20 protein-coding genes, 1 tRNA gene and 1 pseudogene are annotated in these 26,318 nt (G+C 44.9%); 11 read left to right on the forward strand and 11 right to left on the reverse strand.

The annotated features are described in order from the left end of the window. The first annotated feature begins 304 nt into the window (after nt 1-304). The 7 genes from AB204_RS13480 to AB204_RS13510 all read left to right on the forward strand — a co-directional run bounded on the left by AB204_RS13480 (nt 305) and on the right by AB204_RS13510 (nt 10,119). The gene (locus AB204_RS13480; RefSeq protein ID WP_047963887.1) at nt 305-823 is read left to right on the forward strand and encodes an Hcp family type VI secretion system effector; all 519 of its coding nucleotides are present in this window, start codon (nt 305-307) and stop codon (nt 821-823) included. 620 nt (nt 824-1,443) lie between these two features. Continuing rightward, nucleotides 1,444-3,135 (forward strand): ShlB/FhaC/HecB family hemolysin secretion/activation protein, encoded by a 1,692-nt coding sequence (locus tag AB204_RS13485; RefSeq protein ID WP_047963888.1) that lies wholly within the window; start codon nt 1,444-1,446, stop codon nt 3,133-3,135. A gap of 103 nt (nt 3,136-3,238) precedes the next feature. Next, nucleotides 3,239-7,681 carry a hemagglutinin repeat-containing protein gene (locus AB204_RS13490; RefSeq protein ID WP_047963889.1) on the forward strand — a complete coding sequence of 1,481 codons (4,443 nt, stop codon included), beginning with the start codon at nt 3,239-3,241 and terminating at the stop codon, nt 7,679-7,681. A gap of 235 nt (nt 7,682-7,916) precedes the next feature. Further along, nucleotides 7,917-8,897, forward strand: coding sequence for an inner membrane protein YhjD (gene yhjD / locus AB204_RS13495; protein ID WP_047963890.1), 981 nt, complete (start codon nt 7,917-7,919; stop codon nt 8,895-8,897). 61 nt (nt 8,898-8,958) lie between these two features. Further along, nucleotides 8,959-9,222: a 2-hydroxymuconate tautomerase family protein gene (locus AB204_RS13500; RefSeq protein ID WP_072061445.1), complete on the forward strand. Its 264-nt coding sequence runs from the start codon at nt 8,959-8,961 to the stop codon at nt 9,220-9,222. Between the two features lie 244 nt (nt 9,223-9,466). Next, on the forward strand, nt 9,467-9,712 hold the full coding sequence (locus tag AB204_RS13505; protein ID WP_047963892.1) for a type II toxin-antitoxin system Phd/YefM family antitoxin: 246 nt from the start codon (nt 9,467-9,469) through the stop codon (nt 9,710-9,712). Continuing rightward, entirely contained in the window at nt 9,712-10,119 is a 408-nt protein-coding gene (locus AB204_RS13510) for a type II toxin-antitoxin system VapC family toxin (protein ID WP_047963893.1), read from the forward strand. The genes AB204_RS13505 and AB204_RS13510 overlap by 1 nt, the downstream gene beginning before the upstream one ends. A 235-nt stretch (nt 10,120-10,354) precedes the next feature. Here AB204_RS13510 and AB204_RS13515 read toward each other — a convergent pair whose 3' ends face one another. The 7 genes from AB204_RS13515 to dppA all read right to left on the reverse strand — a co-directional run bounded on the left by AB204_RS13515 (nt 10,355) and on the right by dppA (nt 18,557). Continuing rightward, entirely contained in the window at nt 10,355-11,794 is a 1,440-nt protein-coding gene (locus tag AB204_RS13515) for an insulinase family protein (RefSeq protein WP_047963894.1), read from the reverse strand. Between the two features lie 87 nt (nt 11,795-11,881). Then, entirely contained in the window at nt 11,882-12,607 is a 726-nt protein-coding gene (locus AB204_RS13520) for a HAMP domain-containing protein (protein WP_047963895.1), read from the reverse strand. A 195-nt stretch (nt 12,608-12,802) separates the two neighbouring features. Next, on the reverse strand, nt 12,803-13,786 hold the full coding sequence (dppF, locus tag AB204_RS13525) for a dipeptide ABC transporter ATP-binding subunit DppF (RefSeq protein ID WP_047963923.1): 984 nt from the start codon (nt 13,784-13,786) through the stop codon (nt 12,803-12,805). Between the two features lie 89 nt (nt 13,787-13,875). Then, nucleotides 13,876-14,856, reverse strand: a complete 981-nt coding sequence (gene dppD, locus AB204_RS13530) for a dipeptide ABC transporter ATP-binding protein (RefSeq protein WP_047963896.1) — start codon at nt 14,854-14,856, stop codon at nt 13,876-13,878. Nucleotides 14,857-14,868: 12 nt separating this feature from the next. Beyond that, entirely contained in the window at nt 14,869-15,771 is a 903-nt protein-coding gene (dppC, locus tag AB204_RS13535) for a dipeptide ABC transporter permease DppC (RefSeq protein WP_047963897.1), read from the reverse strand. Between the two features lie 10 nt (nt 15,772-15,781). Further along, nucleotides 15,782-16,801 carry a dipeptide ABC transporter permease DppB gene (dppB, locus tag AB204_RS13540; protein WP_047963898.1) on the reverse strand — a complete coding sequence of 340 codons (1,020 nt, stop codon included), beginning with the start codon at nt 16,799-16,801 and terminating at the stop codon, nt 15,782-15,784. A gap of 145 nt (nt 16,802-16,946) precedes the next feature. Then, the gene (gene dppA, locus AB204_RS13545; RefSeq protein WP_047963899.1) at nt 16,947-18,557 is read right to left on the reverse strand and encodes a dipeptide ABC transporter periplasmic-binding protein DppA; all 1,611 of its coding nucleotides are present in this window, start codon (nt 18,555-18,557) and stop codon (nt 16,947-16,949) included. Nucleotides 18,558-19,089: 532 nt separating this feature from the next. Between dppA and AB204_RS13550 the strand changes: the two genes are divergently transcribed. Both AB204_RS13550 and cspG read left to right on the forward strand, forming a co-directional pair. After that, nucleotides 19,090-19,401, forward strand: coding sequence for a type II toxin-antitoxin system Phd/YefM family antitoxin (locus AB204_RS13550; RefSeq protein WP_458864241.1), 312 nt, complete (start codon nt 19,090-19,092; stop codon nt 19,399-19,401). A gap of 324 nt (nt 19,402-19,725) precedes the next feature. Then, entirely contained in the window at nt 19,726-19,941 is a 216-nt protein-coding gene (cspG, locus tag AB204_RS13555) for a cold shock protein CspG (RefSeq protein ID WP_047963901.1), read from the forward strand. Between the two features lie 157 nt (nt 19,942-20,098). On the opposite strand, the pseudogene AB204_RS21475 reads toward cspG, so the two are convergent. The 4 genes and pseudogenes from AB204_RS21475 to glyQ form a co-directional block, all read right to left on the reverse strand. Next, nucleotides 20,099-20,239 (reverse strand): annotated as a pseudogene (locus AB204_RS21475) (transposase); the annotation flags it as partial. 280 nt (nt 20,240-20,519) lie between these two features. Next, nucleotides 20,520-20,596 (reverse strand) — tRNA-Pro (locus tag AB204_RS13560). Nucleotides 20,597-20,780: 184 nt separating this feature from the next. Then, complete coding sequence (gene glyS, locus AB204_RS13565) at nt 20,781-22,850, reverse strand: glycine--tRNA ligase subunit beta (protein ID WP_047963902.1); 2,070 nt, start codon at nt 22,848-22,850, stop codon at nt 20,781-20,783. A 9-nt stretch (nt 22,851-22,859) separates the two neighbouring features. Then, a complete protein-coding gene (gene glyQ / locus AB204_RS13570; RefSeq protein WP_047963903.1) occupies nt 22,860-23,768 on the reverse strand; it encodes a glycine--tRNA ligase subunit alpha in 909 nt (302 codons plus the stop codon). Between the two features lie 207 nt (nt 23,769-23,975). Between glyQ and AB204_RS13575 the strand changes: the two genes are divergently transcribed. Together AB204_RS13575 and AB204_RS13580 are read left to right on the forward strand one after the other, a co-directional pair. Then, on the forward strand, nt 23,976-24,527 hold the full coding sequence (locus AB204_RS13575; RefSeq protein ID WP_200898239.1) for a DNA-3-methyladenine glycosylase I: 552 nt from the start codon (nt 23,976-23,978) through the stop codon (nt 24,525-24,527). 240 nt (nt 24,528-24,767) lie between these two features. Continuing rightward, the gene (locus tag AB204_RS13580) at nt 24,768-26,024 is read left to right on the forward strand and encodes a valine--pyruvate transaminase (protein ID WP_047963905.1); all 1,257 of its coding nucleotides are present in this window, start codon (nt 24,768-24,770) and stop codon (nt 26,022-26,024) included. Nucleotides 26,025-26,318: the final 294 nt, after the last annotated feature.

Raw genomic sequence — 26,318 nt, forward strand, 5'->3', positions numbered from 1 at the left:
CTTATATATCATGCAATTAAAACAATGAAGAAATCAAAGGACATTTTATAACCAGTTTAACAAGCTTATTGTTTATAAAAACTCAGCCATAAATTTTACAACGGCAATGATTATAAAATTTTTATTTGTCATTGAATTAGAGTGCGAGTTGCATTTTTCAAATGACTTTGCATTAGACAATTTCAGCTTTATTATTCGCCCCGAGTGTTTGGCAAGCGATAATTTCATTTGATTCATAAATGGGATAATCACGCAAGGAACGAACACTTACACTAATATTGGTAAAATTTTATAGGATATTCATATGCCAACTCCATGTTATATTTCCATCAATGGTAAAACTCAGGGCAATATTACCGCTGGCGCATTCACTGCTGAATCCGTAGGTAATATCTTTGTTCAAGGTCACGAAGACGAAATGCTGGTTCAAGAATTTGACCACATCGTTACTGTTCCGACTGATCCACAGTCTGGACAACCTTCTGGCCAGCGTGCGCACAAACCGTTCCGCTTTACCGTTGCATTGAATAAAGCAGTTCCTCTGCTTTACAACGCATTAGCTTCTGGCGAAATGCTGACAACTGTAGAGTTGAAATGGTACCGTACCTCTATCGAAGGTAAACAAGAGCATTTCTTCACTACTAAATTGGTAGATTCAACTATCGTTGATATCGACTGCAAAATGCCACACTGCCAGGACCCAGCAAAATCTGAGTTCACTCAGTTGGTTCGTGTTTCTCTTTCTTACCGTAAGATCGAGTGGGAACACACTACTGCTGGTACTTCTGGTTCTGACGACTGGCGCGCGCCAATTGTTGCTTAATATCTTATTCATTAAGTATTAAGTAATAACCTTTCAGCCAATGAATATTATTCATTGGCTGATTCAATCAGATATTTCTTAATTGCCCTGCTAATTTAATTTAATTCCCCTTTTTCTCTCTTATATTTGTTTTTCTGCTTTTTTCCCACTGTCAGATTTTTATGTAGTAATTATTTTTACAATGAATAAAGGTGAATGAATTCATAATTACAGTTGTTATTAATGAACAATAAATCATCTAATGATAAATAAATGCCTTGCCTCATGTTTTTTACCCTTCTCCCTAAAAACCCTTTCATTAATATGACATAAGCAAAACTTTCAAATAAACAGCACAAAGCGAAACGGTAAAACACAAAGTGAAACGGTCATTTTAATTAAAGCCAAATTAAATTTAATTTATGTCCTTAATAATAATATGGAAAATAACCAACTCGAGTTATTATAAGCCACTAAAGTAAATTTATAACTACAAATAATAGATCAGAACAAAAAGCAACCATGAATCAGTGCAAAATAAAATATTTTCTATGCTTTAATGATTAATTAATAAACCAGGAAGGTTAATCCTAACCCAACACGATACTTTTTCCATCAACTATTGTCATTTGGGTACTCCCATGATTAAAAGGACAGCAATTTTCATCTTATTAGGTACGGCACTTCAGGTAAACGCATCACCTGATGTGATGTCCTCTATTCTCCCTACAGATGAAACGAGAAGAACCTTACAGGACAGCTCGAGGGAAATAGATCAGTTAATTGAAGAACGACGCCATCAGGGGTTAATCAATCGTACCGATAGCGTGTCACCACAAAAAGTTTCCCCTGTACTGGTGGATGCACCTCCGTGCCTGACTATCAACAGCGTTTATCTTCAGGGCATTACTCTACTTTCTCTGAGTGACCTGAATACGCTCAGCGCACTGCCCGAGAGTTGTATCACCAGCAATGAGATTAATAAGCTATCAGCAGAAATAACTAACCTTTATATTGCCAAAGGCTATATTACCGCGCGGGTGCAATTTATTCCCCCCAACCCCAATGGCGAACTGGGGATCAACGTGGTTGAAGGTTTTGTTGAAGCGGTAGAAGGCAGTGATCGCTGGATCAATAGCCAGACGCTCTTCCCGAACCTGACAAACAAACCACTGAACCTGAATCAACTTGATCAGGGTCTGGATCAGGCGAATCGTCTGCGCTCAAACAAAACCACGCTCGATATTCTGCCCGGTACAGTCAATGGTGGCTCCATCGTTAAACTGCACAATCGGCATTCCGCCCCGTGGAGAATAACCACCACAACCGATAATTACGGGCAAAAAAGCACCGGGAAATGGATTACGCGGCTTAATGCCAGTGTAGACAGCCCACTGGGATTATCTGACTTTGCCAGCCTCAGTGGCAGCAGCACGATTGATAAACCCAATCACCAGTACAACCGTGCCTATACCCTGTTTTATTCGATCCCTTACGGCGCCGTTACTGTCAGCGGATTCAACAGCTATTCCCAATATACCGGCCATCCACACTTACAGATACATTCGGTCAAAATACACGGAAATTCAAAACAAACAGGAATGCGTACCGATTGGGTGTTCCATCGCAATCAATATCAGATCGATACCCTACACGCCCAATTGGTTTATAAGAATTACAACAACTATTTCGGAGACGGCAAAATCGCCGTCAGTAGCCAGACATTGAGCATATTCGAACTAGGGGTTAATCACTTACGGCTTATTCCCGCAGGGTTGATCTCCCTTGATATGAGTATTGAACAGGGAATGCCGTGGTTTGGTGCTCAAACCTCCAGCTCCAGTCTGAACAAACGATTTACCAAAGGTAAGTTATCAGCAAATTTGCAGCAACGTTTCAAGCTCTTTGATAAGCCTTACCATTTTAATAGCCAACTTTACGCCCAGTACAGCCCGAACGGGCTGCCGGGTGTTGAGTGGATTAATGTGACCGACCGCAATACTGTACGAGGATTCAGCAAAAATGTGTCATCAGGCGATAACGGCTGGTATCTGAGGAATACGCTTTCCCACTCAATACCGATATCTAACGGCTCACTGTCACTGCATACAGGTGTGGATATCGGACAGATCAAAAACCATCGCAGTCAGAATAGCAGACAAAGCAACCAGAATGGCTGGCAAAGTAGTGCCGGATTAAGTGCTGGTCTGACACTGCGCTATCAGCAACTGTTTGCCGATATAGAAGTAAGCCGAGGCAAATTGCTCTCCCATCAAAATAGGAACACGGATGAACCTATGCAACTGTTAACCCGCTTTACTTACACTTTTTAGTTTTTCGCACCATTTGACGTTTTTTTAACGCAGCCAGTTTTGGGGATTATCCATCCCCAGAGCACTGCTCATGGCAATAAAGAAAGTAACTAAAGGTAATTATATGAAAAACAAAGTATTTAAACTCTCTTCCACAGGAAAACTCGCCGCATCTATGGCAATTATCCTGGCAACTTGTTCGGTCAGTTTTGCAAACGGTATTATTCCGGGAGGTGATACAGCACATCGCCCGGATGTTATCCAGGCTGACACGGGTGCGACAGTAATAAATATTGTCGCGCCTTCTGAATCAGGGTTATCACATAACCAATATCAGGATTACAACGTTGATCAAATGGGGGCGGTATTAAATAACTCATTAGTTAATGGACCATCACAATTGGCAGGTGAATTATCAGCCAACAGCAACCTGAATGGGCAGGTTGCCAGCGTGATATTAAATGAGGTGATTAGCCGTAACCCGTCTTTCTTACTCGGGGAGCAAGAAATATTTGGTATAGCCGCCGACTATGTACTGGCAAACCCTAACGGTATTACCTGTAATGGCTGCGGTTTTATCAATACAAATCAGGCAGCACTGGTTGTTGGTAACCCACTGGTCGAAAATGGCGTGTTGCAGGGATTCAGCACTTTTGATAACCAGAATGCCCTGAAGATCGGCAACAGTGGCTTATCCCGCAGTAACGTACTGAATTTGATCGCACCTAAAATTGATAGCAATGGCCAACAAGTCATTGCCTCAAAAGCGATCAATATCACGACGGGTAACAACCAAGTTTCAGCCGATGGCCGCGTTTTGGCTTCACAGCAGGAGAATATCACTGCACTCGACAGCTACTATCTTGGCAGTATGCAGGCCGGACGTATTCGTATTCTGAATACTGCGGAAGGCAGTGGTGTGAATCTACAAGGCAAAATGACCGCTAATGAAGGTATTGATATTGAATCCTACGGCGATATAAAACTGGAAGCGGCAGCCTTGAAAGGGGGTGATATTACTTTACAGGCTAATAATTTGCTGTCTCGGGGACGCCTGAATCAATCCATTTCAGGTACTCCCGGCAGTGATAACAACCAAGACCATTTCAAGGGCGTTGGTATCCAGAAAAAACAAATCAGTGAATCTGTTGCCCGTACCCTGTTGGAAGGCAAGAACATTAAGCTGGATGCCAAACAACACAATCGTGTAGTAGCCACTGATATTGATGGGGATAATGTCAGCCTGACCGGCGCCGATCTTAAATTGGATGGGCAAGAACTCCACCAGCTTGACAGAAGCACGGACAATCAACGGCAATTGCTCTGGCGATATGATGTTACCAATGAAAGTGAAAAATATCAGTATGAAGGCAACACCATTAATGCTCGTCAAGACGTTCATCTGAAAGCCAGTGAAGGTAATGCAGAAGTCCTTGGCAGTAAAATCAATGCGGGTAATAAACTGACCGTATCTGCCGAAAAGGATGTGAAACTGGCAGGGTTGGTGGAATCAGAGATGACCACAGAGAAGGGTTATAAAAAGAACCATTCTCTGTCATTGCAAACCGGTCACTGGAACAAGGCCAATACGGCTCAGAGAAGCGTCGGCAATGAATTGAATGCAGGTGGTGATATAGGTATTGAAGCAGGCGGCAATGTCAACATTACGGGTACTCATATTCATTCCGGTAATAATCTGATTGTCTCTGCCGGTCAGCAAACCAATATTGACGTTCAATCTCTGGTTAATGACCAAGTCCTTGAGAAGGATAAAACCTATTGGGGCGGTGTTGCCGGTGGCAGCAAGAAAGATAACCATGATAAATCAGAAACTCACCATATTTCCGAAGTTACGGCGGGTGGGCATTTACTGCTGTCTGGCATGAATGGTGTCACGATTACAGGCAGTAAAGTCAAAGCCGAGAAAGGTGCCTATGTTAAAGCCAATGATGGTCAATTAACGATCGACAATGCGGTCAGCCACACTTATAAAGAAGTGGATGAAAGAAAAGGAACGATCTTCAACATCACCAAAAATACCAATCAAGAAAAGAATAAGCAGCAGAAATCTTCCGGCAGTCATTTGGTTTCCGATACAAACCTGCAATTACTCAGCAATAAAGATATCAATGTGATTGGCAGTCTGGTGAAAAGTGCCGGTGAACTGCAACTGAACACATCGGGTAATATCAATATCCTGAATTATGGCGAGAAAAATCAGTATCAACAGGAGAAAACCAATCTTGACTGGCAGTATTACGCTAAGGAGGCAAAAGATAAGCAATACCGTGCTGGGGTAGGTTTCGTACATACTCTTGATAAACAGCAAAACGAAAATACAACGCAACGACCATCAGAATTGAACGGTGGCAATCTCACCGTGAATGCCGGCAAAAATGTCACAGCCACGGGTGCCAATTTAGTGACAACAAAAGGTGATGCAAAAATCACCGGAAACAACGTTTCTCTGCTGGCGGGTGAAGAGAGCACTTCAACCTCAACGTCACAAGAAAAAGTCGATAGCAGCGTGTTTATCACCGGCGGCATGGACAAATTCGGCAGCGGTGTTGAAGATGCCCATAACCGCAATGGTCAGTCCCAGAACCGGACAACCGCAACAGTGACAAAAACGCAGGTCACCGGCAACCTTGACCTGAATGCAATGGGTGAATTGAAGCAACAGGGCACTGACCATCAAGTACAGGGTACTTATCAGGCCAATGCCGGCAGCATTAAAAATGTGGCAACAGCCAATACTGAATCCGGCTCTACCAATCAATTACAGGTAGGAGGTGAAATCAGTGCTACAGCCGATTACAGTGCAACAACCCGCCCAATCGAAAAAACAGCCAAAGCTGCCTCAGACAAGAAGCTGGACACTGCCATTTCGAAAACAGGTTTGCCTAACGTAGGTATTGAACTGGAGATGAATGGCAACAGCCATTACACCAATAACCATAAATCCGATGCCGTAGTCACTTCAGTTAAAGCTGGCGATATCAAAGTGACAACAAATGGTGACGTTTACGATCAGGGCACGCAATATCAAGCCAATAAAGGCGGCGTATCACTGACCGCTGGCAGCCATACCAGTGAAGCGGCTGTAAACAGCCAGAACAGCCAATCTTCTGATACCACTGGCGATGCACGTCTCCGTGTTTACACCACCACAGGTGCAGATATTTCCGTCAACGGTAAAGGTAATGGCAGCCATAAGGAAACATCCAACAGCAATTCCAACGCAGTCACCGGCAGCATTAATGCCCAAAACGGCATTAATGTCCAAGTAACCAGAGATGCACGTTACCAAGGCACATCAATGAATGCGGGCAAAGGCGCAACCAACGTTGATGCTGGCGGAAATATCCAGTTCAATCAGGCTACCAACCGTAACGAGCAAAAAAACACCGGTTATAATGGGGAAATTTCCCTGACAGTAGGAACCAACCCGGATGGCAAGAATTTTGATGCCAGCCTCGGTGGCGGTTATAACACCAGCAATCAGAATAAAACCACGGCTCAGACCAGTGCTATTACTGGTGGACAAGGTGTCAACCTGAATGCGGGCAATAATCTGGCATTACAAGGCGCAAATGTATCCGGCAAACAGGTAGACTTAACTGCCCAACGCGGGAAAATCGATCTGACTTCAGCTCAAGATACAGATAATGCCAATGGTTGGAATGCCGGTGCTAAAGCTAAAGGAGGGTTCTCTTCCAAGGCTCGCAACAACGAAGGTGGTAACAGCGCAGCAAACAACACTGCCGGCGATAATTCTGCAACAGGCAATACCGCAGCCGCTGACCGTATCGTCGACAATAAATATAACATTGGCGGTGAATTAAAATTCGGGGTCAACCGTCTGGATCAGACAACGCACCGTAACACCCAAGTTTCTGGTGGCAATGTTACGTTGACCAGTGCAGGCGACACCTCACTCAAAGGCGCGAATGTGACAGCAGATCAAGTCACCGGTAAAGTCGGCGGCAATTTCAATGTTGAAAGCCTCAAAGACAGTACCCACAGCTTGAATGCAGGACTGGATGCTGGCTTGGGTTATAGCAAAACCGTCAAAGGCGATAACCCGTCTAAACAGGCTGTTCCTACCGCAGCAGAAGGTTCATCAGTAAATGCCGCAACCGATAATGCCAATGGTAAGGCACCGGGTTTGAAAGACCGATTGACAGCAGCGTTCAAGGGCTTCAATGGCAAACTCAAAGGCAATTACGATACGCTCGATCGTGAAGCAGTAGGTAAACAAACAACGCTGAACGGCACTCAAGGCGTTAATCTGGATATTTCCGGAACAACGTATTTAGTAGGCAGCAAAATTGACAGTGCACAGGGGCCCGTCACTGTGAATACCCAGCAAATTAATCAGCAATCTGTGACAGGATACGACAAGGGCAGAAATTTGGGCGTTAACGCACCAGATTCCATCATCGGCCTAGCTGCCTCTGCACAAAAAGATATTTTCTCTGGCAAAGTACCTTTTGTGAAAAATGAAAACCACGACACTGAACTTCCAACTATCCGCAGCGAAGTTAAAGGTCGTCAATTAGATTGATCATCATGATCCACAATTGATCTTCAATACGGTAGCCAATCATTTGGCTACCGTATTTTTTCGCTTCCCTTCCCTTGTTGCCTTTTCCATTTTGCCTGTTACTCTTTTTTCCCATACATATATAAAGAATGGATTTCAGAGACACGTGCTTCAACAGCTATATATTTCAATAAATATGTATTTTATGAAATATACAACGAGTAATGATAGTCGAAACTAGATTTAAGAGGATGTAATGCCAATTGACCATAAAAACAGGGAACAATCCGGTATAGGGAGAATCCCCACCCCATTAGCGAAAGGGCTACATGGCAGTAAAAAAGCGCTTTCCGTGACGATTCGCATTGGCAACGCTATCCGCCGTATTCCTTTTATTGCCCACTTGATCCGGGCAGCACAACGCTTCAACGATCGCATGGGTAGCCAGTTTGGTGCTGCGATTACCTACTTTTCCTTTCTCTCCCTGATTCCGATCCTGATGCTCTCTTTTGCCATTGCAGGTTTTGTGCTGGCATCCAATCCGGACTTGCTGGCACGCTTGATCAATGGCATCGCCAATAGCATCAGTGATCCCGCCCTCGCCAACACGTTAAAAAACAGTGTAGACACTGCGGTCAACCAAAGAACAACTGTCGGCCTGACCGGTTTGGCAATCGCCCTCTATTCGGGTCTGAACTGGGTGGGAAATTTGCGCGAAGCGATCCTCGCTCAATCCCGTGATATTTGGGAACGCAATCATGAAGATAAAGAAAAAATTTACTTTCAATACATTCGCGATTTTTTCTCTTTATTCGGCCTTCTTTTTGCTTTGGTGATGACGCTATCGCTGACTTCCATTTCAGGCTCTGCCCAAGCGACCATCGTCCATGCCCTCGGATTGGAAGGCATAGAATGGCTCCGTCCTGCATGGACATCAATTGGCATGACTATTTCCATTTCTGCCAATTATTTGTTATTCCTATGGATACTGTGGATCTTGCCGCGCCATCGGCCTGAAAGAAAAGCGCTGTTCAAAGGTACGTTAATGGCAGCCATTGGATTTGAAGTTATCAAATATATTATGACCATGATGCTGCCACGCCTTGCCAGTTCCCCTTCTGGCGCTGCTTTTGGTTCCGTCATTGGTTTAATGGCATTCTTCTATTTCTTCGCCCGGCTGACGTTGTTTTGTGCCGCGTGGATTGCGACCGCAGAAGAGAAGAAACCAGAGCAATAACCGCATATCAAAAAGCTAGACTGTTTTTTTGCTGTACCTACATTCCCGTATCAAAGCGGGAATGCTTCATCAGAAGCATTTCATAACAAATCAAAAAAGGAGTCATTTTATGCCATTTGTGAACATCAGAATTACCCGCGAAGGTGCAACCGCTGAACAGAAACAAAAACTGATTGAAGGTGCAACCCAATTGCTGGTGGATGTACTTGGGAAAAATCCTGCCACGACTTTTGTGATCATTGACGAAGTGGAAACAGATAACTGGGGGATTGGGGGTAAGAACGTAACTGAGCTGAGGGCGGCAGCGAAAGCAGCGAAGAAGTAACAGAATGAATTAAAGGATAAGAAAGAGAATCAGCTAGTCAAACTGACCAGCTGATTTTTTTGTTATGGCGTATAGTTATTTCTAAAAATTTAGCCATAGCACGTCATCAGTCGCTGCTATTTAGCAACGTGGAAGTGAATTAAAAATGTACACACCAAGTGAGATTTGGTCTAATCAACTTGACTAGACTAATAAAAATAAATATTCTTAAATTGTGTACATAAAAACATCAAGAGGTGATGTTATGGAACAGATTAACATCTACGATGCGAAAACCAACCTATCAAAAATTGTTCAGAAAGTAGCCCGCACTGGAGAGCCAGTTGTGATCGCCAAAAATGGTCATGCACTGGTTAAAGTTGTTGCTTACAGAGAAGAGAAGCCCAAGAGAAAACTAGGCTTCCTCAAAGGAAAAGGGAGTGTTCCCGCCAATTTTGACGATATGAACAGCGCCGAAATTGTTGATATGTTCGACGGGAAATGTTCTTAATGGAACTGCTGCTAGATACCAACATTTTGCTGTTTATGGCATATGAACCGGAAAAACTGAAAACTGATGTTGTTGATCTTCTCGAAGATACCAGCAAAACCTTGTGTTTTAGTGCAGCATCTATCTGGGAGGTGGTCATTAAAAGCAATTTAAACAAGCCTGATTTTTCCGTAGATCCCGAACAGTTCAGGGATGGGCTGTTTGACGCTGGTTTGATTGAAATCCCCATTAAAAGCGATCATACGCTCGTTGTAACCGATTTACCGGAAAAGTTACATTTACATAAAGACCCATTTGACCGGTTAATTGTCGCTCAAGCAAAACACAGCAAAATTCCACTCATCACTAGTGATAGCAAACTGATAGATTTTGTCAGTGATTACATCACCGTCATCCCTAATAGATAGTCAAAAAAGACGCTATCTCTCCAAGTGGGACCGTGGTCCCACCCTATTCTTCAGTAATCTCACCGCGACCTATTCGTGAAATTCTCACGAACTTCCTCATTCAACTACTCTCCCTATAATGAATTCAATGCATTCATTATAGGTGTATGATTTTAAATCACAAAGAGCAAATAATAAACAATCTGATTTTATAACGTCTAAGCTTCACATGACCGCTTCAAAAGAACCTAATACATCAAGGCTTCTCCGGCAATGGTCCCGGTCTCATAATCTGGTTAAAGCTATTTTTGAGCTGATTAATATCAACTGTTTCTTCGCCTTTTGGTTGCACCAGAATAAAAGAGATTTCCTGAGACAACATCTCTTTCAGTTTTTTATTCAGGATCTGTGGTGTCAGTGACGATAAAAATACCTGTCTCAATCTCTGGAATTGCTCAGGGGCGATATCAATCACATTGTTTTGTTGTGACAGCAGGCGTTGGTTAATCAAAATGTCAGTATCAGTACGCGCATACATCGCAAATAGTTGCTGGAGCTGGGCTTTCTTCTGGGCATAAAGTTCATCAAATTGCCCCTCCGGCAACCCATTTTCACGCAATAATGACAACTGGGAAGCCAGATAAAGCGTGGATTCCATCAGCTTGTCCGAGGAAGCATCCAGATTTAATGAGCAATTCGCACGCTGGTAAATCACCCGGCAATCCAGCCCCAACTTCATGTCATCCTGCTTTTCCTGAAGCCCCAATTGCAGATAATGGTAAAGCGCCTCACGTGCCAGATCATTCAGCCAATACTGCATCAGCGTCTGCGAATCGTTAATAGGCAGCCAATTCAGATTCCAGGTTAAAGATAGGCGGTCTTGTTTGATCTTATCACTCACTACGCCAATCGTTGCTGCTTTCAGCGGCAGCAGTGTAGGAACAGGAACCGGTGTTTGGCGCTTTCCTTCCAATGGCGAAAATGTCTGGTTAATCCGTTCTGTCAATAACCGCCTGTCAACATTGCCCGCAATGTACAGCGTCATCGCATCCGGCGTGTACCACTGATGATAGAAGTTTTCGACTTTCTTCACATCAACAGGCTTGGATATCGGCATCCCGGGATCGTGGTCTATCAGCGTCGAGCCTTGCAGCCGCATACGCCATACCGGATCCTGGACATCAGGTGGAAAAGTTGTAACAGGATATTCCTCTTCTTTTGTGGCCTGTGCCAATGTTTCCGGTATAAATACAGCACCACCAGCAATATCAGAAAGCCATATCAGCGCATCTTGCAGTAGCTCAGGGCGGTTATTCGGCAAGCTTAAGCTATAAAGGGTGAAATCGTATGAAACAATGGCAGGAGGGAAAGGGTTTTTGGTGTCAATCGCGTTATGCCAGAGGTTTTCAAGTTCTTGCGATGATAAATCTTTACTGCTGGACAAAACAACTTTCGGGATCAGGTAGGTATAACCCTGTTGATATTTTTTTTCGACCAATGAACCCGTTTTTACCAATAACCGCAACTGTATTCTGTCATTGGGCCGCTGTGGTGTTTGCAGGATTTGCCAGCTAAACCCATTTTCAAGTTTGCCTTGTTGCCAAGCCGGATCGGGCTGCAAGGTTTCTGCTTGAGCCAAGCAAGTCGTCGCCAGAATTGCGCCACCAATAAGATATCCGATTTTGTTGCCCTGCATTATCACTTACCCCTACCTGTTTAGTTTTATCCTTCAAAACCTGAGACAATCAGAAATATCTAGATATTATCACCAAGGATTAGACCATTATTCATCTTGTAAGGTTTCATTTTGATGGCGTTTCTGCTTATTAACCTGACGATTATAGCCTTTTACCAGTAACCCCAGCTCATCATCCTGATGGCTTTTAGGGCAAGACATAGGCTCTGGTGGCTGTTCTTCATTCAGTTCCCGCGCAATATAGCGTAGTGGATGGATAATAATGCGGTTCACACACCAGCTTATCGATACTGTAAGAATAAGTGCGAGCAATAAATAGGTTGTCAACATTAATGCAAGTGTATTCAAAGCAAAACGGTATACTCGGTTGGAATCGACCTGCAAAATGAGATGTCCCTGAGATTCTGCGGTTTTTGGTGAAACTCCATAAACATATAGCGGGATATTGACCTCAACAGGAATGCCAAAAACCTGCTTTGCCAACTCAGGTATAGGACGATGAGTTGCAAAATCCAGACTCATCACCCGAACGTTATTAGGTAATACCACATCGGCCCGACCCAGAATGCCTGAGGTCTTTAGCCCAATCAACAATGCTTTTGCTTTATTGAGATCTGAACTCAGCAGCGCTTCCGTCAAAGGAGTTTGGATTTGCACAGCCGCGTTATTAAGCTGGCTGATGTAATCATCTTTCCGCTGCTGCAATAGGTGAGATAGCTGGATAGTGATGAAAATGGCAATAGTTACCAAAGTGACTCCTGTCACTGCGGCCATTTGTTTAATAGTTAACGAACGTTTGACACGCAACTTCATCTTATCCTAACCGATAATTGTGAAAAGACTGGCTAGTACACCTTAATAATGTGACTGAGTATACTTGATTTTACTTGCGGTCGTCTTATTTTGATGAATTCAAAGTAGAAAATGACCGGGATATAACGATTGTGCTCTTTCATGTAATTACATAACGTACTGCTATGTTTACACGTTATACCACGGTCTGGTCAATTAGGCGGATGGTTTTTCATCCTGTTCGACTGCGAAACACGCGATCAGTTGTTCGCCATATTGCTTTAACTTAGGCTGGAATTGGTGACATGAGCTAAATGCACGACGGCAACGGGCCGCAAACGCACACCCCGGAGGTGGATTCATCGGGCTGGGTAATTCTCCCGTCAGCTTAATACGCTCACGACGCAATTCAGGGTTCAGGCGAGGCGTTGCAGACAACAACGCCTGTGTATAAGGATGGCGCGGATTATTGAAAATCATATGCTTACTGCCTTTTTCAACGCAGCGCCCCAAATACATGACCATCACTTCATCTGCAATATGCTCAACGACCGAAAGATCGTGGGATATAAAAACGTAAGATAATCCCAAATCCTGCTGCAAGTCCATCATCAAGTTTAAAACCTGTGCCCTCACCGAAACATCCAGCGCAGAAACGGGTTCATCCGCAATCACAACATCAGGGTTTAACATCAACCCACGAGCAATAGCAATCCGTTGACGCTGCCCACCCGAAAACATATGGGGATAACGCGAATAATGTTCATGCTTCAACCCCACTTTATCCATCATTTGCAAGACTTTTTCCTTGCGATCAGATGCCGTAAGCGAGGTATTAATCTGCAACGGTTCCTCCAGAATCTGACCCACTTTTTTACGGGGATTCAAGGAGGCATAAGGGTTTTGGAATACGATTTGGATTTTCTGGCGACGCAGTTTCTCTGCTTCTTTATTTGGCACTAATAGATCCTGCCCCAGATAATAAAGCTCCCCATCGGTCGGTTTTTCAATCATGGTCAGTAAGCGACCCAGCGTGGATTTTCCACATCCTGACTCCCCGACAACGGCCAGCGTTTTGCCTTTCTCCAGCTCAAATGAAACACCATCCAATGCCTTAACCATGCGCTCAGGTGAGAATAAGCCCGTTTTCACCGGATAATATTTCTTCAACTCAGTGGCTTTCAGCAAAGGCACTGTCATTGTTTCCCGTACATGATTTGCTTGTACATGGTTTCCATCTACGAGGTTTTCATCTACGAGGTTTTCATCTATATAGTTTTGTTGGACACTCATACTGTCGGCCTCCCCCCATCATCCAGCGGCATATGGCATTTAACCTGACGACTCCCCACTGATTTCAATGGAGGTTCCTCCTTATGGCAATGTTCATTGGCATAAGGACAACGAGGATTAAGCAGACATCCTGTTGGGCGATCATATTTTCCGGGAACAACACCGGGCAACGATGCCAAGCGGGATTTATCCACCGCAAATTCCGGCAATGCCCGCAGTAATGCCTGTGTATAAGGATGGCGCGGCGCGCGGAAGATTTCCGTTGCTTTGCCAATTTCAACGACCTGACCGGCATACATCACAATGATATGGTGAGCTGCTTCTGCGACTAACGCCAAATCATGCGTGATCAAAAGTAATGCCATGTTTTCCTGCCGCTGCAACTCCAGCAGCAATTCGATGATTTGCGCCTGAATCGTGACATCCAGTGCCGTTGTAGGTTCATCGGCAATCAGGAGTTTCGGACGGCAGGCGATAGCCATGGCTATCATCACGCGCTGGCTCATCCCGCCCGACAATTGGTGTGGATAAACTTCCAGACGGGAAGCCGGATCGGGAATACCCACTTGTGTCAATAAATCGATTGCCCGCTGATGCCGGGTTTTTCGATTACCGCCCTGATGTACTTTCAGCGCTTCCATAATCTGATAGCCGACGGTGTAGCACGGGTTAAGGCTGGTCATGGGATCTTGGAAAATCATCGCCACTTCCGCCCCCACCAACTGGCGGCGCTCTCTTTCTGAGATTTTAGTCAGATCACGACCATTGAATTCCATTTTCTTAGCCATGACCCTACCCGGATAATCAATCAGCCCCATAATTGCCAATGAACTGACTGACTTACCTGAACCTGATTCCCCTACAATCCCGACAACCTCTCCCTGCTCGACACTGTAGCTGATACGGTCAACGGCGCGGAAAGGCGCATCTTCATCCCCGAAGTGCACCGATAATTGGTCTACATTCAACAATGCCATTTCACAATACCCCTACTGCTTGAGCTTAGGATCGAGTGCGTCACGCAACCCGTCTCCCATCAGGTTAAACGCCAGTACCGTCAATAGAATTGCCACCCCCGGAAAGGTCACAACCCACCATGCACTCTGGGCAAATTGCAAAACATCCGCCAACATGGTTCCCCATTCTGGCGTTGGTGGCTGTGCCCCCATCCCCAGAAATCCTAAGGCGGCCATATCGAGAATGGCGTTTGAAAACCCTAATGACGCCTGCACAATTAACGGTGCAAGGCAGTTTGGCAGGATATTGATGAACATCTGTCGCATGGCTCCCGCGCCAGCCACTTGAGAGGCCGTCACGTAATCGCGGTTGACTTCAACCAACACGGCTGCCCTCGTTAGGCGGATATAATGAGGCAAGGCGACAAAAGTCAGAGCCAGTGACGCATTAACAATGGATGGGCCAAAGATCGCAACCAATACTAATGCCAGCAACAGGCTTGGCAAAGCCAGCATAATATCGACGATACGCATGATAATGGTATCCACAATACCGCCGAAATACCCCGCCAGCACTCCCAGCGTAATCCCCATCAGCAATGACATTACTACGACCAGACAGCCCACCAGCAATGAGAGCCGTGAGCCATACATCAGGCGGGATAAAATGTCGCGTCCAACATCATCGGTACCGAGGATAAAATGCCAGCTTCCACCTTCCTGCCATACCGGCGGGGTCAGTAAAGCGTCACGAAACTGTTCTGCCGGGCCGTGTGGTGCCAATATTCCCGCCAACAATGCAACCAGCAACATCAGGACAACATAGACAAGGCCAACCACTGCACCTTTATTACGTTTAAAGTAATGCCAGAACTCCTGCATCGGCGTCATCAATTTTGGCGCACCCGATACCACTGTCTCAGTTGTTTGAGTCATCATGTGCTCCTTATTTATTATGACGAATACGCGGATTGACGACGCCATACAGCAAATCAACCACCAGGTTGACCAGAATGATCATCGTCGCAGCCAGCAATACTCCACCCTGCACCACCGGATAGTCACGACGCTGCAAAGCATCAATCAGCCAGCGTCCCAATCCCGGCCACGAAAAAATAGTTTCGGTCAGAATTGCCCCCGCCAGCATAATGCCCACTTGCAGGCCGATTACCGTCACCACCGGTAACAACGCGTTACGCAACGCATGAACGATAATGACACGGATACGACTCAAACCTTTTGCACGAGCGGTACGGATATAATCTTCACCCAACACTTCCAGCATGGAGGAACGGGTCATACGCACAATCACCGCCAACGGGATCGTCCCCAGCACAATCGCCGGCAGAACCATATGCATCACGGCATCAACAAAGTCCCCTTCTTCTCCCCAAATCAGCGTATCAATCAGCATAAATCCCGTCAGGGGATTGCTGTCATCAAGAAATACGCTATCGCTTATTCGGCCGGAAACAGGGGTGAGATCCCACTGGACGGAAACCAACATAATCAGCATGATCCCCCACCAGAAAATTGGCATGGAGTAACCAGTCAGAGACAGACCAATCGCGGTGTGATCAAAAACAGAACCCCGTTTGACCGCCGCCAATACCCCGACAGGAATACCCACGGAGATGGCAAATAGCATGGCACAGAATCCCAATTCGAAAGTCGCTTTAAACCGTGGAACAAATTCATCCCACACCGGAATGCGACTTTTCAGGGAAATGCCCAAATCACCATGCAGTACGCCATTGATATAATGAAGATATTGTTCCCAGAGAGGTTTATCCAACCCCATTTCAGCCATTAATTGGGCGTGTCGCTCAGCAGACATACCGCGTTCTCCCGCCATAATCAGCACGGGATCACCGGGAATCATATGCACGAAAGCGAACGTCAGCAGCGTAATACCAATAAACGTCGGGATCACTAATCCCAAACGTCGGAGGATAAATTGCAGCATATCCTGAATTCTCTTTTTAAATACCAGTTACGGCTCTTCAGGCCGCTTGGTGTGATACACGTGTTTACTTGCCCATCAGAGAAGCAAAACCATCCCCGCAGAAAAATCTGGGGGATGGTTAATCACAACAGCTCAATAGCAAGAATTATTTGAGTTCAACGTTGTAGAAAAGGTGTCTGCCGAGCGGATCAACCTCATATCCTTTCACCTCTTTACGGATTGGCTCATAAACCGTAGAGTGGGCAATGATTAATGCTGGGGCCTGCTCATGCATCACAACCTGCGCCTGCTTATAAAGTTCTGTGCGCTTATTGACATCAGCGGTTTCGCGCGCTGGCTGAATAACATCCTCAAATGGCTTGTAACACCATTTTGAATAGTTAGAGCCTTTCTCTTTAGCCGCACAACTAAATAGGGTGCCGAAGAAGTTATCAGGATCACCGTTATCCCCTGTCCATCCCATCATCACGGTTTTCGGCTCGCCATCTTTGGCCCGTTTCAGGTATTCACCCCATTCATAACTGACAATCTTGGCCTTAACACCAATTTTCGCCCAGTCGGCCTGAATTATTTCCGCCATGCGACGGGCATTTGGGTTATATGGGCGCTGTACCGGCATTGCCCACAGATCAGTTTCAAAACCATTCGGGAAACCTGCCTCTTTCAACAGTTCCTTAGCCTTGTCGGGATCATAGGCGTAATCTTTAATATCTTTATCGTAGCCCCACATTGTCGGAGGGATCAGATTTTTTGCTTTCTGCCCAGCTCCCTGATACACAGCCTCAATGATGGCGTCTTTGTTCACTGCCATTGTCAGCGCCTGACGCACTTTCAGGTTATCCAGTGGCTGCTTGGTGACATTGAAAGAAAGGTATCCCACGTTCAAGCCAGCCTGCTCCATCACAGTAATGTTTTTATCCTGCTTCATGCGGGATATATCTGCCGGATTTGGATATGGCATGATCTGGCATTCGTTTTTCTGCAATTTTGCATAGCGAACAGAAGCATCAGGAGTAATGGAGAACACCAGGCGATCAATTTTCGCTGGTCCTTCCCAGTAATCTTTAAATGCTTTATAGAGAATGCGTGAATCTTTCTGATATTGCATAAGCTGGAATGGACCAGTACCAATTGGGTCCAGGTCAACTTTCTCTGGCGTTCCCACTTTCAACATCACATCAGCATATTCTTTGGACAGGATAGAAGCGAAATCCATCGCTAAATTAGCTATGAAAGGCGCTTCAGGACGTGACAACACAAAGCGAACGGTATAATCATCGATTTTTTCTATTTTATTGATGATGTTACCCATATCCATACCAATGAAATATTCGTAGCTGCCGCCAGAAACCTGATGATACGGGTGATTTTTATCCTTCTGACGCATAAAAGTAAAAATCACATCATCGGCATTAAAATCACGAGTGGGTTTAAATACCTTATTGCCATGCCATTTCACCCCCTTACGCAAATAGAAAGTATAGGATTTGCCATCTTCACTTACATCCCAGCGTTCAGATAAGCTGGGAATGATAGTTGTCGAACCAGCTTTAAAATCCACCAGACGGTTATAGATCTGTCTGGAAGTTGCATCATAAGTTGTACCTGAGGTGAATAACTGCGGGTTGAAGCCTTCAGGAGAGCCTTCAGAACAGTAAACCAACGTTTTTGCCTGAATACTGGCTGTGACAGCCAATGCGACAAGGGCGGCTCCCAGTTTCAATAAACTGGACTGTTTTTTTTTGGAGATTGCCATTACTTGAACTCCGTTTGTGATGTTCATTGTGTCTTAGCCAGCCCAGAGTTTTCTTCCTAAATGCTACTGTCCCAGCCCGTTTTATTGTTTTTCGTTTATCAATTAAGCAATTGTTATGCCTGACGTCAACATAATCACACATAACGCCAGAAACATTAGGAAAACATAAAAGAAAAAATTTTTTAACAAAAATGGTTAAAAAATATGATGCCGTGCACATGAAATAGACAAATCCACTAAAAATTCGGTCAATGCAAAGAATTAATCTCTGGTGATTATAATTTTGAATTTGTGACCAATTACTTAAATAATAAGCAGAAAGAGTTATAGAAAAGGTGGTAATACATAGGATTCGAATACGAACCACTCAGAAGAATTAATTGAAATATAAACGGTTAAAGCAAATTTCATTACATCACTTGTTAAGTTAACAGTTTTAATCATTAATTTAGCTTATTAGCTCATAATTAATAGAGGAAACTAATTATTCATTATGCACAGCTTCTTTCGAAATTATCAGAATATTGCTTAGATGGATGTTAATGATGATATTTCGTCCAGATCTGACTATAATATAACCTTAGCTAGTTTAGCTTATGGAGGAAAAACATGCCTATTCAAGCAAAATATGCACGAAGCGAAAACACACTTGAGCCAACTTGCAGATAAAGCCGTTGACGGTGAGATTGTTATTATCGCTAAATCTGGGAAACCTTATGTCCGGCTAGTCCCTATTAACCAATCGGACAGAATACCGGGAGGATTCGAAAATGATGTGAGCATGGATGACAAATTTTACGAAGCTGATCGCGATATACAGGAGATGTTTGAAAGATCTTTATGAAACGGCTTTTATTATTTAGATCGTCGGCTGTTGCTTCGTTGAAAGACCGCACTACTGCCTCAAGCAAGGAGTTTTATCATGTCGCGCAGCAATTGAAGACTTCCAGATGGCTAAAATAAAGCTTGCTTAATATTCGTGACCATGCGTTAATAGCCCCGTCGGTTTGAAAGACAGACCTCATACAAAGCAGTTTATTAAAGCAGTTCTCATCTCCAGGCGTTATCCCAGATATCCCCTTCTTTTTGAGTTTCTACATTAAGCGCTAAGTAGTTTCTGTAAAACAGGCCATATTCGCCTAAAAGGCTCAATAAAAGGAAATATCACATGTCTAATAAAATGACTGGTTTAGTAAAATGGTTTAATGCAGATAAAGGTTTTGGTTTTATCTCCCCTACAGATGGAAGCAAGGATGTGTTCGTGCACTTCTCCGCTATCCAGAGTGACGACTACCGCACTCTGTTTGAAGGCCAGAAGGTCGAGTTCTCCATTGAGCAGGGCGCCAAAGGCCCAGCAGCAGCAAACGTTGTGCCTACAGCGTAAAATAATTCCTGAATCCCTTCCTCTGCGATAACGAAGACGGCCTCCGGCCCGAGTGGACAGAATGACTGGATATCAGAATATTTTCAGAAACCGGTATGGATATAACCGGACCGGTTTCTGAAGCAACACAAAAAGTCAGTATACCGGATAGTCAACGCCGGTTTGTTTTTTCCTGATATTTTCCCAAACGGGACCTTCCTCCACTGCTGTACTGTGATGGCGTTAAACCAAGCCATGCAGCCAGTTGACGACCATTTTTAAAATCATGCCCATTACCAATCCCCGTAATCAATGCACTGCGCACTGGCTGTTGTCGGCCCTAATACAATAACCAAATTGAAGGGAATTCCCTTTCATTCGCTAAACCAATTGGCATGAAAGGAAGATGCAGGATTTAAGCAATTTAAGCCACTTACATAAATGTTGGTTTCTGCTGGTAGCATCTTTTCGGAATATGCATTTGATTAATCAATGCCCGGCTGTAAACCCAAGAAGTGTGTGATTCAGTGTTTCTTTATCACAAAGAAAGAAATCACAAAAGAAAAAACCCCGCTCATAAGAGCAGGGTTTCAGAATGCTGGTCGGCGAGAGAGGATTCGAACCTCCGACCCACTGGTCCCAAACCAGTTGCGCTACCAAGCTGCGCTACTCGCCGAAAACGAAGCGCATCTTACTGCCAGCGCCGCAAATCGTCAATACCTTTTTAAAGATAAGTGATTAGTTGATGATAATCCATCCAAAACACACGCTTTGTAGCCTATTGCACGCAGTAAAAAGCCCCGCTCTGGTTGGCGAGGCTTTGCATCAGAGCGATATACACTGAACCAATAAATCAAAAATTACTGGAGCAGTGAAATATCCGCGACACGCAGGAACAGATCACGCAATTCACTTAACAGCGTCAAACGGTTGACCCTAACTTGGCTGTCTTCATCCATCACCATCACATTGTCGAAGAACGCATCCACCACTTCACGCAGGGAAGCCAATTCAACCAATGCATCCTGATAGTTGCCTTCAGCAAACAGAGGAGCCAGTTTTTCTTTCAATACGACCAGATGTGTTGCCAGTTGGATCTCTTCTGCCGCTTTCAATACGGAAGCAAGAACCGCGTCATTCAACTGCTCTTCTGATTTTGCCAGAATGTTGGAAACACGTTTATTGGCAGCAGCCAGAGAAACCGCTTCATCCAGAGTACGGAAATGCGTTACCGCTTTCATACGGGCATCAAAATCTGCCGGCTGAGTCGGACGACGCGCCAGTACCGCTTGAATGGTATCAACGCTATAGCCCAATTCCTGATACCAGGCACGGAAACGACCAAGCATAAACTCAACCACATCATCCACTACTTTTTCGTTGGTCAGCTTGTCACCGTACAGACGCACCGCTTCTTCCGTCAGAGTCTGGAGGTCGAGAGGCAGTTTTTTCTCAACGATAATGCGCAGAACACCCAGTGCCGCACGACGCAACGCAAAGGGGTCTTTATCTCCTTTCGGATGCTGACCAATACCGAAGATCCCCGCCAACGTATCCATTTTATCTGCAATGGCAACCGCACAGGCAACCCCGGTAGATGGCAATTCATCTCCAGAGAAACGTGGCTGATACTGTTCATTCAGTGCCAGTGCCACATCTTCAGCTTCTCCATCATGACGAGCATAGTGCATCCCCATGACGCCCTGCGTATCTGTGAACTCAAACACCATGTTGGTCATCAGGTCACATTTGGACAATAAGCCCGCGCGCGTCGCATGATTGACATCAGCACCGATTTTTTCAGCAATCCAGCCAGCCAGAGCCTGAATACGATCCGTTTTGTCACGTAGTGTGCCCAGTTGTTTCTGGAACAGTACAGTTTCCAAACGCGGCAAGTTATCTTCCAGACGCTGCTTACGGTCAGTCTTGAAGAAAAACTCTGCGTCTGCCAGACGTGGACGAACAACTTTTTCGTTACCTGAAATGATTTGCAGAGGATCAGAAGATTCAATATTGGTAACAAAAATAAAGTTCGCCATCAATTTGCCCGCTTTGTCATAAACCGGGAAATATTTCTGGTCGCCTTTCATGGTATAAACCAGCGCTTCCGCAGGAACTTCAAGGAATTTTTCTTCGAATTTCGCTGTCAGCACGACCGGCCATTCCACCAGAGAAGTCACTTCTTCCAGCAAACTGTCACTCAGATCAGCCGCACCGCCAAGCTGCATTGCGGCTTGTTCTGCATCACGCCTGATTATCGCTTTACGGGCTTCGTAATCGGCGATAACCCGACCACGCTCCTGCAAAATAGCCGGATACTGTTCTGCATTCTCAATGGCGAATTCCGCTTCACCCATAAAACGGTGACCACGAATAATGCGATCAGATTTGATACCCAGAATTTCGCCTTCGATCACTTCGCTGCCCAGCAGCAGAGTCACCGTATGCACCGGGCGAACAAATTGAGTTTCTTTATCACCCCAACGCATTAATTTAGGAATCGGCAGTTTGCTCAGAGAACTGCTCACCATATCCGCCAGCAGCTCTTTTGCCTCACGGCCTTTGACCTGAGCACGATAAAGCAGCCATTCCCCTTTGTCCGTAACCATGCGTTCAGCCTGATCAACGGTGATACCACAACCACGTGCCCAACCTTCCGCCGCTTTGGTGGGTTTACCTTCCGCATCAAATGCCTGAGCAATCGCAGGGCCACGTTTTTCAACTTCGCGATCAGCCTGTGCCGCAGCTAGATTTTCCACTCTCAACGCCAAACGACGAGGAGCAGCAAACCAGCTAACTTCACCATGACCCAGATTGGCGTTTTTCAGTTCTGCTTCAAAATTGGCCGCAAAGGATTCAGCCAGTGAACGCAGCGCCTTTGGTGGCAGCTCTTCTGTGCCGATTTCCACAAGGAAAGTCTGTTGAGTCATGATGGCCTCTTATTTTTTGTTACACATAGGGAAGCCAAGCGCCTCACGGGAGGCATAATAAGCTTCAGCAACTGCTTTGGTCAGGGTACGGATGCGCAGGATATAGCGCTGACGTTCAGTCACAGAAATTGCTTTACGGGCATCCAGCAAGTTGAAGGTATGACCGGCTTTTAGAATGCGCTCATAAGCCGGCAGTGGCAACGGAGTCTCCAGTGCCAGTAGTTCCTGTGCTTCTTTTTCGTATTGCTCAAAGCAGGTAAACAGGAAATCGACATCGGCGTGTTCAAAGTTGTAAGTTGACTGCTCAACTTCGTTCTGGTGGTAAATGTCGCCATACGTGGTTTTACCCAGCGGGCCATCGCTCCATACCAAATCGTAAACACTGTCTACGCCCTGAATGTACATCGCCAGACGTTCCAGGCCATAAGTAATCTCGCCAGTCACTGGCTTACACTCAAGACCACCAACCTGCTGGAAGTAAGTAAACTGAGTCACTTCCATGCCGTTCAGCCAGACTTCCCAGCCTAAACCCCAAGCACCTAAGGTTGGGTTCTCCCAGTTATCTTCAACAAAACGGATATCATGAACGGTAGGATCAAGTCCCAGCTCTCTCAGGGAACCAAGATAGAGTTCCTGAATATTTTCCGGAGATGGCTTGATGATAACCTGAAATTGGTAGTAGTGCTGGAGGCGGTTTGGGTTTTCGCCATAACGGCCGTCAGTTGGACGACGGGAAGGTTGCACATAAGCTGCTGCAATAGGTTCTGGCCCCAAAGCACGCAGACAGGTTATAGGATGAGAGGTCCCAGCGCCGACTTCCATATCCAGTGGTTGGACAATGGTACAGCCTTGACGCGCCCAGTAATCCTGTAATGTCAGGATGATTCCCTGAAAGGTTTTGGTATCAAACTTTTGCATGTTGAATCCGCACGCGATGCATATGAATTTAAACGAAAGCGATCAGTATACCCTTTGACTGTAAGATATACAGCACTGATCGCCTCTCAATTTTGCCGCAGTATAAAAAAATCTTATTCAAGCCACTTTACTTGTATATTTATCCAGTTATTATTGGTGCAATTATTAATCACCACCTGAGGAGAAGTTCGATTCATGAACAAGGAAATGATTCGCTGCGGTTGGGTTACATCCGATCCTGAATATCTGGCTTATCATGACAATGAGTGGGGTAACCCACTGAAAGATAGCAAACAGCTTTTCGAACTGATTTGCCTTGAAGGGCAGCAGGCGGGTTTATCATGGCTCACTATCCTGAAAAAACGGGAAGGTTATAGAAAGTGCTTCCATCAGTTCGATCCCGTCAAAATAGCCAGAATGGATGACACCGATGTCGAGCGGCTAATGCAAGAGCCCGCTATTGTGCGTCACCGCGCCAAAATCAATGCGATTATTCATAATGCCCGTGCTTATCTGCAAATGGCCGAACAAGGTGAAGATTTCAGCGCATTTATCTGGCGCTTTGTCGACGACTCTCCCCAAGTTAATCACTGGAAAACTCTGGCAGACGTTCCTGTCAAAACCATCATTTCCGACGCACTTTCCACTGCCCTGAAAAAACGGGGATTTAAGTTTATTGGTAGTACTACCTGCTATGCTTTTATGCAAGCGGCGGGTCTGGTAAACGATCACCTCGTCAATTGTCTGTGCCGCAAATAAGTTTTCACGCCGGAAGTTAGCGGCCTATAGAGAAAAATTAAAATTGGTGCATAAAAATAAACAAAAATATCACCTTAAAATAAAAAACTGGGTAAATCCTAAATATCCAGTTTTTAAATTCAACCACTAATCAGCATACGATATATAGCAACATTGAATACCCATATTTCCCGTTGCACCCTAGTAATGAGCGGGGTATGGTGTCTTTTTCTCATACAAAAAACAGACGCAAATACCGTTATGAAATTTTCGCAATTCGGAAACAAATTTACGCAAGATTCGGGAATTACCCGTCTGATGAATGATTTGAACCAAGGCCTTAGAACACCTGGCGCAATTATGTTAGGGGGGGGTAATCCAGCTCATATTCCTGAAATGGATGAGTATTTCCAACAAATATTGACTGATATGGCGTCAAGCGGTCAATTGAGCGAAACCCTATGCAACTATGACGGGCCACAGGGGAAAAACACCCTGATAACAGCCTTGGCTCTGGAGTTACAAGAAAAACTCGGTTGGGAGATTCACCCACAAAATATTGCGCTAACCAACGGCAGCCAAAGTGCCTTTTTCTATCTGTTCAACTTACTGGCTGGGCGTGCTGAAGACGGTTCAATGAAGCGAGTTTTGTTTCCTCTTGCGCCAGAATATATCGGTTACGCTGATTCGGGTCTGGATGAAGGGCTATTTGTCGCCAATAAACCCAATATAGAACTGTTACCTAATGGTCAATTCAAATATCGCGTTGATTTCGACCACCTCAATATTTCTGAAGACATCAACCTGATTTGTGTTTCCCGCCCAACGAACCCAACGGGCAACGTTATCACCGACGAAGAATTATTGCGCTTGGATGGGCTGGCTCAACAACATCAGATTCCTCTGTTGATCGACAATGCCTACGGTGTGCCATTCCCCGGTATTGTCTTTAGTGAAGCGACCCCTCTGTGGAATCCCAATATCATTCTGTGCATGAGCCTGTCTAAACTTGGCCTGCCGGGTTCCCGCTGCGGAATTATCATCGCCAATGAGAAAATCATCAATGCAGTCAGTAACATGAATGGCATTATCAGCCTAGCACCGGGTGGCGTTGGGCCGGCTATCGCGCTGGAAATGATTAGACGCAATGATCTGTTTCGCCTATCACAAAACGTCATTAAACCGTTTTATAAGCAACGGGTAGACAACGTGATTGAAATCATTCGTCGCCATATATCGGAAGATCGTTGTCTTATCCATAAACCGGAAGGCGCAATATTCCTCTGGCTCTGGTTTAAAAACCTGCCAATCACAACAGAAGTGCTTTACCAACGGTTGAAAAAAAGAAACGTACTGATGGTGCCGGGGCATTTCTTCTTTCCGGGACTGGAACATCATTGGCCTCATGCCCATCAATGTATGCGCATGAACTATGTGCCTGATGTGGAAAAAATCGAAGAAGGTATCCGCATTCTGTCCGAAGAGATAGAAATAGCCCATAAAGAAGCAGAACACTGAATAACGCAGGAAGCAGAAATACAATAAAAAAAAGCTCCCTCATTTAGGGGGGAGGGAGCAAGATGATAACGAGGACTTTTACCTGCGAACAGGACAGTAGTTATTAGAATCCCAAAAGAATTCTTCACACACAATTAGGAAAGGAAAACAATCCTTGTTTATACACCTTCCCTGAACTGAGTATATTTAACCAGAAAAATATTTATATAATGGATTGAATAAGCAGGAATTTTTCACTTTAAATTACCTCTACTATCTCAAATTAAGGCCAAATTTGAATGGTCAGGCCATATT

This window comes from Xenorhabdus khoisanae, assembly GCF_001037465.1.
In the GTDB taxonomy this organism is placed as follows: Bacteria; Pseudomonadota; Gammaproteobacteria; order Enterobacterales; family Enterobacteriaceae; genus Xenorhabdus; species Xenorhabdus khoisanae.